The sequence below is a fragment of the Methylocystis sp. JAN1 genome (genome assembly GCF_052186135.1).
Lineage (GTDB): Bacteria > Pseudomonadota > Alphaproteobacteria > Rhizobiales > Beijerinckiaceae > Methylocystis.
Genome location: NZ_CP181499.1, coordinates 1,830,443 through 1,842,597 on the forward strand (window position 1 = coordinate 1,830,443; position 12,155 = coordinate 1,842,597).

Annotated in this window: 10 protein-coding genes; all 10 read left to right on the forward strand. The window is 65.7% G+C overall.

The window, feature by feature from the left end; translation table 11 throughout:
• Positions 1-300 precede the first annotated feature (300 nt).
• The 10 genes from ACNHKD_RS08605 (at position 301) to bamA (ending at position 12,150) form a co-directional block, all read left to right on the forward strand.
• Positions 301-1,317 (forward strand): 30S ribosomal protein S2, encoded by a 1,017-nt coding sequence (locus ACNHKD_RS08605; protein ID WP_442756638.1) that lies wholly within the window; start codon positions 301-303, stop codon positions 1,315-1,317.
• Between the two features lie 134 nt (positions 1,318-1,451).
• Positions 1,452-2,378 carry a translation elongation factor Ts gene (tsf, locus tag ACNHKD_RS08610; protein WP_442756639.1) on the forward strand — a complete coding sequence of 309 codons (927 nt, stop codon included), beginning with the start codon at positions 1,452-1,454 and terminating at the stop codon, positions 2,376-2,378.
• A 295-nt stretch (positions 2,379-2,673) separates the two neighbouring features.
• On the forward strand, positions 2,674-3,657 hold the full coding sequence (locus ACNHKD_RS08615; RefSeq protein WP_442756640.1) for an SDR family oxidoreductase: 984 nt from the start codon (positions 2,674-2,676) through the stop codon (positions 3,655-3,657).
• Positions 3,658-3,753: 96 nt separating this feature from the next.
• Positions 3,754-4,479, forward strand: a complete 726-nt coding sequence (gene pyrH, locus ACNHKD_RS08620) for a UMP kinase (protein WP_442756641.1) — start codon at positions 3,754-3,756, stop codon at positions 4,477-4,479.
• 155 nt (positions 4,480-4,634) lie between these two features.
• On the forward strand, positions 4,635-5,195 hold the full coding sequence (frr, locus tag ACNHKD_RS08625; protein WP_442756642.1) for a ribosome recycling factor: 561 nt from the start codon (positions 4,635-4,637) through the stop codon (positions 5,193-5,195).
• 83 nt (positions 5,196-5,278) lie between these two features.
• Complete coding sequence (locus ACNHKD_RS08630; protein ID WP_442756643.1) at positions 5,279-6,055, forward strand: isoprenyl transferase; 777 nt, start codon at positions 5,279-5,281, stop codon at positions 6,053-6,055.
• Positions 6,052-6,906: a phosphatidate cytidylyltransferase gene (locus tag ACNHKD_RS08635; protein ID WP_442756644.1), complete on the forward strand. Its 855-nt coding sequence runs from the start codon at positions 6,052-6,054 to the stop codon at positions 6,904-6,906. Before ACNHKD_RS08630 ends, ACNHKD_RS08635 begins: the two co-directional genes overlap by 4 nt.
• A 7-nt stretch (positions 6,907-6,913) precedes the next feature.
• Positions 6,914-8,146, forward strand: a complete 1,233-nt coding sequence (dxr, locus tag ACNHKD_RS08640) for a 1-deoxy-D-xylulose-5-phosphate reductoisomerase (protein WP_442756645.1) — start codon at positions 6,914-6,916, stop codon at positions 8,144-8,146.
• Positions 8,147-8,224: 78 nt separating this feature from the next.
• Complete coding sequence (locus tag ACNHKD_RS08645; protein ID WP_442756872.1) at positions 8,225-9,364, forward strand: M50 family metallopeptidase; 1,140 nt, start codon at positions 8,225-8,227, stop codon at positions 9,362-9,364.
• 293 nt (positions 9,365-9,657) lie between these two features.
• On the forward strand, positions 9,658-12,150 hold the full coding sequence (bamA, locus tag ACNHKD_RS08650; RefSeq protein ID WP_442756646.1) for an outer membrane protein assembly factor BamA: 2,493 nt from the start codon (positions 9,658-9,660) through the stop codon (positions 12,148-12,150).
• Positions 12,151-12,155: the final 5 nt, after the last annotated feature.

The window sequence follows — 12,155 nt, forward strand, 5'->3', positions numbered from 1 at the left end:
TGCGACAACTCGTCGCGGACCGAAAAATTTTTGCTGCGCAATATAGAAAGATCGGATAGGCCGACGCCCTTGCCGGCGCGTCTCGCCGGCTCGCTTTCCCGACGCCCCCAAAAACGATTTTTCCGCCTCGTCCGGGGCCCGCTTCCCCGCCCCTATTGCTCCCGGCGGGCGCTTCGCATATAAGCGCGCGCATTCCACAGGCGAAGGTATTGCGGCGTCTGATCCAAGACGTCGTTTCCGGTGGCCGGCTTCCGGCCTCTTCACCTTGCTTTCGCCGAGGCTCAACCGGAGAAAAGTAAAATGGCGCTTCCTGACTTCACCATGCGCGGCCTTCTCGAGGCGGGCGCCCACTTCGGCCACCAGGCGCATCGCTGGAATCCGAAGATGGCTCCCTATATCTTCGGCGCGCGCAACAACATCCACATCATCGACCTCGCTCAGACGGTGCCGCTGCTGCACCAGGCGCTGAAGACGGTTTCCGACACGGTGGCCAAGGGCGGGCGCGTTCTCTTCGTCGGCACCAAGCGCCAGGCGCAGGATCAGATCGCCGACGCCGCCAAGCGTAGCGCGCAATATTACATTAACTCCCGCTGGCTGGGCGGCACGCTGACGAACTGGAAGACAATCTCGGGCTCGATCAGCCGTCTGCGCAAGCTCGACGAGATGCTTTCCGCCGGCGCTCAGGGCGTGACGAAGAAAGAGCGCCTGCTGCTGACCCGCGAAAAGGACAAGCTGGAAAAGGCGCTTGGCGGCATCAAGGACATGGGCGGCACGCCCGACCTGATCTTCGTCATCGACACCAACAAGGAGCAGCTCGCGATCAAGGAGGCGAACCGCCTCAAGATTCCGGTCGTGGCGATTCTCGACACGAACTGCGATCCGGACGGCGTAACCTATCCGATTCCGGGCAATGACGACGCCGGCCGCGCCATTGCGCTCTATTGCGATCTTATCGCCAAGGCGGCGATCGACGGCATCGGCCGCAGCCAGGGCGCGCTGGGCGTGGATATTGGCGCTTCCGAGTCGCCGGAGGTCGAGTCGGTTGTCGCCGAGAGCGACGCTGGAGACGGCTATGTGTCGGCCGAGGTCTTTGAGCTGCTCGCCGCCCCGCGCGGCGCGCCCGACGATCTCGCCAAGCTCAACGGCGTCGGCCCGCAGCTCGTCAAGAAGCTGAACGACGCGGGCATCTTCCACTATTGGCAGCTCGCGGCGATGACGCCGGCCGACGTCGAGAAGGTGGACGCCGAACTCAAGCTCAATGGCCGCATCGCCCGCGACGGCTGGGTCGATCAGGCGCGCGCGCTTCTCGCGGCGTAAGCCTGACTGTCATCTTTCGCTTTTACCTCGGGCGCCGGCTCTCACAGAGCCGGCGCCCGTCGCAATAAACGCCCGAGAGCCGAGGAAGCCGCGATTTGAGGCGCTTCCGCCCGGCGAAACAGAAGGATTTCAACATGGCCACGATCACCGCCGCCCTCGTCAAGGAATTGCGCGAAAGCACCGGCGCCGGCATGATGGACTGCAAGGCCGCGCTGACGGCGACTGACGGCGAATTCGAGGCCGCGGTCGACTGGCTGCGCAAGAAGGGCCTGTCCAAGGCCGCCAAGAAGGCCGATCGCGTCGCCGCCGAGGGCCTCGTCGCTGCGCTGACGGGCGACAAGAAAGGCGTCGTCGTCGAGGTGAACTCCGAGACCGACTTCGTCTCGCGCAACGCGGACTTCCAGACGCTCGTCAGGAACGTCGCCGAAGTCGCGCTGACGAGCGGCAAGACCGACGCGGCCGAGCTCGGCGCGCAGGCCTATCCCGGCGGGGGCACGGTCGCCGAGAACATCACCAGCGCCATCGCCACGATCGGCGAGAACCTGACGCTGCGCCGCGCCGCCAATCTGGCGGTGAGCGACGGCGTCGTCGGACGTTACGTTCACGGCCAGGTGGTCGACGGCCAGGGCAAGATCGCGGTCATTGTCGCCCTCGAATCGACGGGCGACAAGGAAGTGCTCGGCAAGCTCGCCCGCGAGATCGCCATGCATGTCGCCTCGGCCAATCCACAGGCGATGGACGCCGCCGGCCTCGACCCGGCGGTCGTGGAGCGCGAGGCGAATCTGCTGCGCGAGAAGAACGCCGGCAAGCCGGCCAATGTGCTCGAGAAGATCGTCGAGTCCGGCATCAAGACCTTCGCCAAGGAAGTCTGCCTGCTCGACCAGCCGTCGAACCATCCCGAGCATAACGGCAAGACCGTCGCCCAGGCCGTGAAGGAGCTGGAGGGCAAGGCCGGCGCCCCGATCGCCATCAAGGGCTTCATCCGCTACGCGCTCGGGGAGGGCATCGAAAAGCAGACGAGCGACTTCGCGGCCGAAGTCGCTGCGGCGGCGAAGGGGTAGCCCTTGGAGCGCTTTTCCTTCTCCCGCTTGCGGGAGAAGGCGGCCATTGCGTCAGCAAGTCCGCCATCCTGGCGGGCTTGTCCCGCCCATCCACGCCCAGGCATCGCACAAACGCTGCAAGGCGCGCGAAACGAGCGTCGGCGCGGCGCCCGCGACGAGCGGGCGCCGCCGCGGCGGAAAGCGAGGTCTGTGGCGACTCCCATCGCTCGCCGAGCCGCTGCATGCGCAATCGCGTCCGAAACATTCTTCCCGCCCCCGCGTTTGACCCCACTGGCGGGGCGCCGGGAGCGTCGTCATGGCTGCGCAGCATCAGTCGGTCGAAGAAACCATCCAGGAAAACGTCTCGGTCCACGGCATAGAGAGCGAGGCGCCGCCGCCCGCCATGCCGGCGCAGGCCGACGGGTTGAAGGACCCGCGCGAGCTTTATCCCAAGCCCCCTTTCGAGAAACAGCCGCAGCCCTGGCCGGGGCTCGCGAGCAAAATGCGGCCTGTCCCCGACCATGGCGAGAAAAGCTATCGCGGTTCGGGGCGGCTCGCTGGCCGCAAGGCGCTCATCACGGGCGGCGACTCGGGCATCGGCCGCGCCGCGGCGATCGCATTTGCGCGCGAGGGCGCGGATGTCGCGATCAACTATCTGCCCGAAGAGGAGCCGGACGCACAGGAGGTCGCCGCGCTCATCTGCGACGCGGGGGGCAAGGCCGCGCAGCTTCCCGGCGACATTCGGGACGAAACATTCTGCAAGCGCCTCGTCGAGGACGCCGTGAACGAGCTCGGCGGGCTCGACATTCTCGTCAACAACGCCGCCCGCCAGCATGTGCGCGAATCGATACTGGAAATCACGACGGAGGATCTGGACCAGACGTTCCGCACCAATCTCTATGCGCTTTTCTGGATCACCAAGGCTGCGATCCCGCATATGCCGCCCGGCTCGACCATCATCAACACGACCTCCATCAACGCCTATCAGCCCTCGCAAGTCCTGCTCGACTATGCGGTGACGAAGGCGGGCATCCTCAATTTCACCTGGGGCCTCGCCAAGCAACTCGCCTCGAAAGGCATTCGCGTCAATGCGGTCGCGCCGGGTCCCTTCTGGACGCCGCTTCAGCCGACCGGCGGGCAGACGCAGGAGCATCTCACCAAGTTCGGCGGCGATACGCCGCTCGGGCGACCCGGCCAGCCGGCGGAGATCGCGCCGCTCTACGTATTGCTGGCCTCCGCGGAGTCGAGCTATGCGACGGGCCAGGTTTTCGGCGCGACGGGCGGGGAGGTCGGGCCATAACGCTTTGTTGAGCCGACATGACGAGGGTCACTTGCCGGGGCGGCGCGCGGTTCGTATGTAGATTACGCCCCGCCCAAGCCAGCGAAGAGACCCGTCATGACCGATCACGCATCGAAGCCGTATAAACGCGTGGTCGTGAAGCTCTCCGGCGAGGCGTTGCAGGGCGACTCGTCGCATGGGTTGGACGCCGCCACCCTGGAGCGTATCGCCAAGGATCTGGCGATCGCCTCCGAAAACGGCCACGAAGTCGCCGTCGTCGTCGGCGGCGGCAATTTCTTTCGCGGAATCAAGGGGGCGGACACGGGCATCGAGCGCGCCCGCGCCGACTCCATCGGGATGCTGGCGACCGTGATGAACGGCCTGGCGCTGGAGCAGGCGATCGAGATGCAGGGCCGTCCCGCGCGCTGCCTCTCCGCCATTCCCATGCCTGCGCTCTGCGAATCCTTCTCGCGCCGCGCGGCGCTGCACCATCTCAACAAGGGCAGGGTGGTGATCGCTGCGGGCGGCACCGGCAATCCCTTCTTCACCACCGACACCGGCGCCGTGCTGCGCGCGGCCGAGCTCTCGGCCGACGCGGTTCTCAAGGCGACGCAGGTTGACGGCGTCTACACGGCCGACCCGAAGCGCGACCCGAACGCCCGCCGCTATGAGCGCCTCACCCATGACGAGGCCATCGCCCGGAGCCTGGCGGTCATGGACACCGCCGCCTTCGCGCTTGCACGGGAGAACAAGATACCCATTATTGTTTTCTCGATAGCGGAGCCCGGGGCCATCGCCTCGGTTCTTTCGGGCGGGGGGCGCTCGACACTCGTTGCGCCGTGATTGCGCGCGTCTTTCTGGCGCGCGAGCGAAAAAACATGCCATAAGGGCCGGCCGCTTCGTCGAGCGAAGCGCTAAACGGGTTCCGGTGGCGAAAAATCGTCCCGCCGGGCGCGGCTCTTGCGGCGCCGGCCGCGACAAGACAGGTTGTGGAGATCATGACGGATAAATTCGATCTCGCGGATATCAAGCGCCGCATGCAGGCCTCCGTTGCGACGCTGAAGCACGAATTCGGGGGCCTGCGCACCGGCCGCGCCTCGGCGAGCCTTCTCGATCCGGTGCATGTCGACGCCTATGGCCAGGTGTCGCCGCTCAACCAGGTCGCGACCGTCAGCGTCCCCGAGCCGCGCATGATCTCGGTCCAGGTGTGGGACAAGGCGCTGGTCATCGCCGTCGACAAGGCGATCCGCGAGGCCAATCTTGGCCTGCAGCCGACGGTCGAGGGCCAGACGTTGCGCATCCGCATGCCGGAGCTGAACGAGCAGCGCCGCAAGGAGCTGGTCAAGGTCGCGCACAAATATGCGGAAGAGGCGCGCGTCGCCGTCCGCCACGTCCGCCGCGACGGCATCGACATTCTCAAGAAGCTTCTGAAGGATCACGCGATTCCGGAGGACGACGAGAAGCGGCACGAAACCGAAGTCCAGAAGGCGACGGACGAGGCGGTGAAGGAGATCGACGCCGCGCTGGCCGCCAAGGAAAAGGAAATCATGCAGGTCTGAGCCCTTTGGGAGCGACCATTTGAGCGCGACAGCGCCCGCCGGCCGCCTTTGCTAAGATCGGCCAGCGATTCGGACACGCAACGATGGCGGAAGGCGATTTTCTCGAAATGGCGACGACCGCCCTCGGCATAGAAGCGCCTCCGCGCCATGTCGCCCTCATCATGGACGGCAATGGCCGCTGGGCCGCCGCGCGCGGCCTGCCGCGCTTCGAAGGCCATCGGCGGGGCGTCGAGGCGCTGCGCCGCGCGGTGCGCGCCGCCATCGAACTCAAGATTTCCTATCTGACCGTCTATTCCTTCTCCGCCGAGAACTGGTCGCGCCCGCGCGAGGAGGTTCAGAGCCTGCTCGGCCTGTTGCATCGCTTCATCCGCAACGACCTCGCCGAACTCCACGCCAATAATGTGCGCGTCCGCGTCATCGGCGCCCGCGACGATCTCGCGCCCGAGATCGCCGACCTGCTCAAGGAAGCGGAGCAGGTGACGCAGGCGAATACCGGCCTCACCCTCGTGGTCGCCTTCAATTACGGCTCCCGACAGGAGATCGCCGCCGCGGCCCGCGCGCTCGCCGCGATGGTGGCCGAGCGCCGGCTCAAGCCGGAGGACATCGACGCCGACGCGATCTCCGCCAGGCTCGACACCGCCGACATTCCCGACCCCGACCTCATCATCCGCACCTCGGGCGAGCAAAGGCTGTCGAATTTCCTCTTATGGCAGGCGGCGTACGCCGAATTCGTCTTCCTCCCCATCCTCTGGCCGGACTTCGATCGCGCCGCCATGATCGCGGCGCTGCAGGAATATGCGCATCGCGAGCGCCGTTTCGGCCGGGTCGAGGCGCCGCGCAGCGCCAAGACGGCGTCATGAGCAGGACGGCGGAGAAGGGGGCCGCCAAAGGGGGCGGATTTGCGGATCTGGGGCCGCGCGTCGCCTCCGCCGTCGTCTTGGTCGCAATCGCAGTCGTCACGCTCTACGTCGGCGGCGACCTGTTCGCCGCCTTCTGGCTCCTCGCCGGGTTCGCGGTGAACTGGGAGTGGCAGGGCCTTGTGGGCGGCGAGCGCCGAACGGCGCGGGTCGTGGCGGGCGGCGCCGCGGTCGCCGCCGCGACGGCCTTGGGCCGCAGCGGGCTCGCCGGCCCCGCGGCGCTGGAAATCTCGGTTTTCGCCGCCGCCGCGGCGCTTCTTTCAGGCGCGGGGAGCCGCATCTGGGCGGCCACGGGCGTCGCCTATGCCGGGGTTCTTGCGTTCTCCGTCTGCTGGCTCCGTGAATCGTTCGACTTCGGCGCGCTCGCCATCGCCTTCCTCTTCGCGATCGTCTGGGGCACCGACATCTTCGCCTATTTCGGCGGCAGGCTAATCGGCGGGCCGAAGCTCTGGCCGCGCGTTTCCGCCGGTAAGACATGGTCCGGAACCGTCACCGGCGTCGTGAGCGGGGCGTTGCTGGGTCTCGCGACAGCCTATTTCGGCGGCGGTCCGGCGCTTGCCAGCTTTCCGGTCTTCCTGGTCGCGCTGGCTGCGGCCGCCATCTCCCAGATGGGAGACCTTTTCGAGTCCTCGGTCAAGCGCCGCTTCGGCGTCAAGGATTCGAGTCAGCTCATACCCGGCCATGGCGGCGTGATGGACCGCCTGGACGGCTTCATCTTCGCCTGCGCCTTTGCCTCGGCGCTTGGATTGGCGAGAGGAAACCCGTCGGCGGCGGCGAACCTCTTTTTGTGGTGACGGACTGATGGCTTTGAATAATGGACATTTGGACGGCCGGGCGAAGGCGCCGCGCCGTATCGTCCTTCTTGGCGCGACGGGCTCCGTCGGCCGGTCCACTGTCGACTTGCTGGAGCGCGATTCCGAGGGCTTTTCGGTCTCGGCCGTCGCCGGCGGGCGCGACGCCAAGGGACTGGCAGAGATCGCGCGCCGCAGCAAGGCGGAATTCGCGGCGATCCGGGACGAGAACGCCTATTCGGAATTGAAGGAGGCGCTCGCCGGGACCAATACGCAGGTCGCCGCCGGCCGTGAAGCGGTGATCGAAGCCGCCGTGCGGGAGGCGGACCTGGTCGTCTCGGCCATTGTCGGCGCCGCGGGCGTCGAGCCCACTCACGCCGCGCTGGCGGCGGGTCGCGACGTCGCCCTCGCCAACAAAGAGTGCCTGGTCTGCGCCGGGGCGCCTTTCATGCGCATGGCCAGGAAGATGCAGGTCCGGCTTTTGCCGGTCGACAGCGAGCACAACGCCATTTTCCAGGCGCTGGGCGGGGAGGATCCGTCCCGCATCGAGCGTATGATCGTGACCGCCTCGGGCGGCCCTTTCCGCACCTGGAGCAAGGAGCGCATCGCTGCGGCGACAGTCGAAGAGGCGCTCAACCATCCGAACTGGGCGATGGGGCCCAAGATCACCGTCGACTCGGCCGGCATGATGAACAAAGGCCTCGAACTCATCGAGGCGCACCATCTTTTCGGCGTGCCGGCGGAAAAGCTCGAAGTCGTGGTGCATCCGCAGTCTATCGTCCACGGCCTCGTGGCGTTTTCGGACGGCTCCGTCACGGCCGGCATGGCGCCGCCCGATATGCGCGTGCCGATCGCCCATTGCCTCGGCTATCCCGATCGCCTGACGACGCCGGCGCCGCGGCTCGATCTCGCGAAAATCGCCGCCCTCACTTTCGAAGCGCCTGATTTTGAAAGATTCCCCGCCCTGAAACTGGCGCTCGACGCGCTGGCGCATGGCGGCGGATTAACGAACGTCCTTAACGCGGCGAACGAAATCGCCGTCGCCGCCTTCCTCGACCGGCGCATGCCTTTCTCCGGGATCGCCCGCCACGTGGCCGAAGCCTGCGAGACGGCGCTGCGTGAAGGATACGCACAAGCTCCTGAAAGCGTTGAGGAAGCGCTCGCCGTTGACCATATTGTCAGAGAAAGGTCCCGGGCCGTCTTGGCCGTTGACGCGCCATCGGGCATGTTAACGCTTCAGTAACCAAACCCACGCCGCCGCGCTGGCGCGGGTTGTGGCCCGAGTGAAGCGTTTGGAGGCGAGACCGTGCTGGACCTGTTGATGACCTTTGCAACCTACGTCATCCCCTTCGTCGTCGTCCTGAGCGTCGTGGTCTTCATCCATGAATACGGCCACTTCATCGTCGGACGCTGGTGCGGGGTCCAGGTGGACGCCTTTTCGATCGGTTTCGGTCCCGAGCTCTGGGCGAGGGTCGACCGCCACGGCACGCGCTGGCGCGTCGCCGCGATCCCGCTGGGCGGATATGTGAAGTTTCACGGCGACGCCAACGGCGCCAGCGCGCCCGATCCCGAGGCGGTCGAGGCCATGCCCGCCGCGGAGCGCGCGGTGACCTTCGCCGCGCAGCCGGTCTGGAAGCGTTCCGCCATCGTCTTTGCGGGCCCCTTCGCCAATTTCCTGCTCGCCATCGCGATTTTCGCCGGCATGTTCGCCTTTTACGGCCGTACGGTCCTCACCCCGCGCATCGGATCGGTAGTCTCGGGCGGCGCCGGCGAGGCGGCGGGCTTTATGCCCGGCGACCTAGTCCTGACGATCGACGGCGCGCCAATTCCGACCTTCTCCAAGATGCAGGAAATCGTCTCGGTTTCGGCGGATACGAAGCTCGTTTTCGTCGTGCGCCGCAGCGACAAGGACGTGACGATCCAGGCGACGCCGGCCTGGCGCGAGGTCGAGAGCGCCGCCGGCAAAGTGCGCATCGGCATGCTCGGCCTGAAGGCGTCGACCGCCGCCGCCGACGTCCATGAGGAGCGTTTCGGCCCCGTCGCAGCGCTCGGCATGGCGCTGGAGGAAACCTGGCAGGTCGTGCGTCGCACGGGGACTTATGTCGCCGGCCTCCTTTCCGGCCGCGAAAGCGCCGATCAGCTCTCCGGCCCGATCGGCATCGCGCAGATCTCCGGCCAGATGGCGCAGGCGGCCACCAAGGTGGGTCTCGCGCCCTTCCTGAACCTCATCGCCATCCTGTCGGTGTCGATCGGCCTTCTCAACCTGATGCCGGTCCCGCTGCTGGACGGCGGTCACCTCTTGTTCTTCGGCATCGAGGCCGTTCGCGGCCAGGCGCTCAACGAGCGCGCGCAGGAGGTCGCATTCCGGATCGGACTCGCGATGGTCGGCGTGCTGATGATTTTCTCGACCTATAACGACGTCGCGCGGCTCATCCAGCGGCTCGCCGGCGCCGCCTCCTGATCCGGCGCAGCCCCAGCTTCGTGATTGTGGCGAAACCGCGGCCGCCGGCCGCGGTTTTTGCAATTTTATTGTCCCCGTTCGGGGTCGATTAACCAAGCGCTGACCATGAATCGTGGCTTTGGCGTCACGCCTTCGACAAATTGACCGAAGAGATTTTATTCTGGATTTGCAGGGGTGGTTAAACCCTGTAGAAGATTCGGCGAACCCGGAATGGCGCCATTCGCCCGCTTTAGGGATCAAAGAAATTCGCGCCGCGCTCCGGGCGGCGAAGTTGCGACGAGGACCAGCTTTACATGCAATCCATCCGCGGCATTTGGAAATCTGCGTCACTGCTGATCGTCGCGTTAGCGGCGCTGGCGGCCTTTTCCGCGCCGGCCTTCGCGAGCATCATCGTCCAGGGCAATACCCGCTCCGACGCGGAGACGATCCGCTCCTATTTCACCGGCACGAGCCCCGCGGAAGTCGACAAGGGCCTTGAGGCGCTGCGCGAGAGCGGCCGGTTTGCGACGGTTTCCGCGAGCCGCAAGGGCGGGGACGTCATCATCCGCGTGACGGAAGGCAACCAGATCAACCGCGTGGTCATCGAGGGCAACAGCAAGGTAAAGACCGAGAATCTCGAGCCGGAGCTGCGCACCAAATCCCGGGGCGCCTTCAATCCGCAGGTCGCCGAAGCCGATGTCGCCCGTCTGACGGAAATCTACCGCCGCGCCGGCCGCGGCGCCGCGAAGGTGTCCTACCGCACGGTCGAACTCCCCAACGGCCGCATCGACGTCGTCTTCACCGTCGTCGAGGGCGACAAGACCGGCGTCAAGGAAATCAGGTTCGTCGGCAACAACGTCTACTCCACGCGCCGTTTGGTCGGCCTGATGGAGACGACCGAGATGAACTTCATGTCGTTCTTCAAGACGAGCGACGTGTATGATCCCGATCGCATCGCCTCCGATCTCGAGCTCGTTCGCCGCTTTTACCTGAAGAACGGCTATGCGGATTTCCGCGTCGTCAGCTCGGACGCGCAGTACGATCCCGCCCAGCAGGGCTACGTCATCACCATCGTCGTGGAGGAAGGGCCGCAGTATCACGTTTCCTCGGTCGACGTTGAGTCGCATCTGCCAGACATCGACGGGGCCGCGCTGCGTGACGTTCTGAGGCTTTCCCCGGGCGACGTCTATAATGGCGACGCGGTGGAAAAGACGGTCGAGGCGCTGACGCGCGAAGTCGCCAAGAAGGGCTACGCCTTCACTCAGGCGCGCCCGCGCGGCGAACGCAATCCGGCCGCCCAGACGGTCGCGATCCGCTTCGTGCTCGACGAGGGTCCGCGCGTTTACATCGAGCGCATCAATATTCGCGGCAACACCCGCACGCGCGACTATGTCATTCGCCGCGAATTCGACATTGGCGAGGGGGACGCCTACAACCGCGTCCTTATCGACCGCGCCGAGCGTCGCCTCAATGGCCTCGGCTACTTCAAGAAGGTCAAGATCACCAACGAGCCGGGCTCCGCGCCCGACCGCGTGGTCGTGAACGTCGACATCGAAGATCAGCCCACCGGCAATTTCGGCGTCTCCGGCGGCTACTCCACGAATCAGGGCTTCATCGCGGAAGTCTCGGTCTCGGAAAGCAACTTCATGGGTCGTGGTCAGGCGGTGCGCCTGTCTGTGCAGGCGGGCCAGATCGCGCGCGGCGTGACCTTCAGCTTCACCGAGCCCTATTTCCTCGATCAGCGCATCTCAGCCGGCTTCGACGTGTTCGCCCGCCGGCAGGACGCCTACAACTATTCGATCTACAGCTCGACCTCGATCGGCGGCACGGTTCGCTTCGGCATTCCCGTTACCGACGAGCTGAGCCTCTCGCCGCGCTACTCGATCTATCAGACCACGATCTCGATCCCGAACTCGACGAGCAAGCCCTATAACGACTGTACGATTCCGACGGCGGTGACGCCCGGCTTCTCGCCCTTCTTCCCGGCGCCGGACTTTCCGAACCTGTTCTATAACTGTCAGTCGAACGGCGAAGCGTCGCTCGCGATCAAGGAGTCGCAGGGCACGATCGTGACTTCGCAGATCGGCTATGCGCTGAACTACAGCACGATCGACAACTTCCGTAACCCCCACAATGGCTGGCTCGTCAGCCTCAACCAGGATGCGGCGGGTCTCGGCGGCTATTCGCGCTATCTCCGCACAACGGGCGACGTCCGCTACTTCCACGAGATTCCCTATCTCGACGACGTGGTCGGCATCGCCCGCCTGCAGGGCGGCGATCTGCTGCCCTTCGGCGGCTACACTCCGCGCATTCAGGACAATTTCAACTTGGGTCCGAGCCTTGTTCGCGGCTTCGCCCCCGGCGGCATCGGTCCGCGCGACTCGAACATCTTCACGACCTATAATTCTCGCTACGGCAACTCTCTCGGAGGCTCCAACTATATTGGCGGCTCGCTCGAGGTGCAGTTCCCGCTGTGGGGCCTGCCGAAGGATCTGGGTCTGAGGGGCGCGCTCTTCGCCGACGCCGGCAGCCTGTGGAACTTCCAGGGCCGCACGAACTACAGCAACAATCTGCCGACCATTCCGGGCGTCACCTGTCTCGCCGCCTATACGCCGCAGGCGGGATTCGGCCAGGGCACCTGCGTCGTGCCGAACTCGAACGACTTCCGCTTGCGTTCGTCCGTCGGCGCCTCGGTGCTCTGGAATTCTCCGATGGGCCCGATCCGCTTCGACTATGCGGTCGTGACCTCCAAGGCGAGCACCGACATCACGCAGAACTTCCGCTTCACTGGCGGCACCAACTTCTGATAATC

What these genes read in the sequence shown, in the direction of transcription:
- pyrH (WP_442756641.1), top strand. Translation starts at nt 3,754, where the DNA reads ATGACCGATCACGCATCGAAGCCGTATAAACGCGTGGTCGTGAAGCTC.
- frr (WP_442756642.1), top strand. Translation starts at nt 4,635, where the DNA reads ATGACGGATAAATTCGATCTCGCGGATATCAAGCGCCGCATGCAGGCC.
- ACNHKD_RS08605 (WP_442756638.1), top strand. Translation starts at nt 301, where the DNA reads ATGGCGCTTCCTGACTTCACCATGCGCGGCCTTCTCGAGGCGGGCGCC.
- ACNHKD_RS08645 (WP_442756872.1), top strand. Translation starts at nt 8,225, where the DNA reads ATGACCTTTGCAACCTACGTCATCCCCTTCGTCGTCGTCCTGAGCGTC.
- ACNHKD_RS08635 (WP_442756644.1), top strand. Translation starts at nt 6,052, where the DNA reads ATGAGCAGGACGGCGGAGAAGGGGGCCGCCAAAGGGGGCGGATTTGCG.
- bamA (WP_442756646.1), top strand. Translation starts at nt 9,658, where the DNA reads ATGCAATCCATCCGCGGCATTTGGAAATCTGCGTCACTGCTGATCGTC.
- tsf (WP_442756639.1), top strand. Translation starts at nt 1,452, where the DNA reads ATGGCCACGATCACCGCCGCCCTCGTCAAGGAATTGCGCGAAAGCACC.
- dxr (WP_442756645.1), top strand. Translation starts at nt 6,914, where the DNA reads ATGGCTTTGAATAATGGACATTTGGACGGCCGGGCGAAGGCGCCGCGC.
- ACNHKD_RS08615 (WP_442756640.1), top strand. Translation starts at nt 2,674, where the DNA reads ATGGCTGCGCAGCATCAGTCGGTCGAAGAAACCATCCAGGAAAACGTC.
- ACNHKD_RS08630 (WP_442756643.1), top strand. Translation starts at nt 5,279, where the DNA reads ATGGCGGAAGGCGATTTTCTCGAAATGGCGACGACCGCCCTCGGCATA.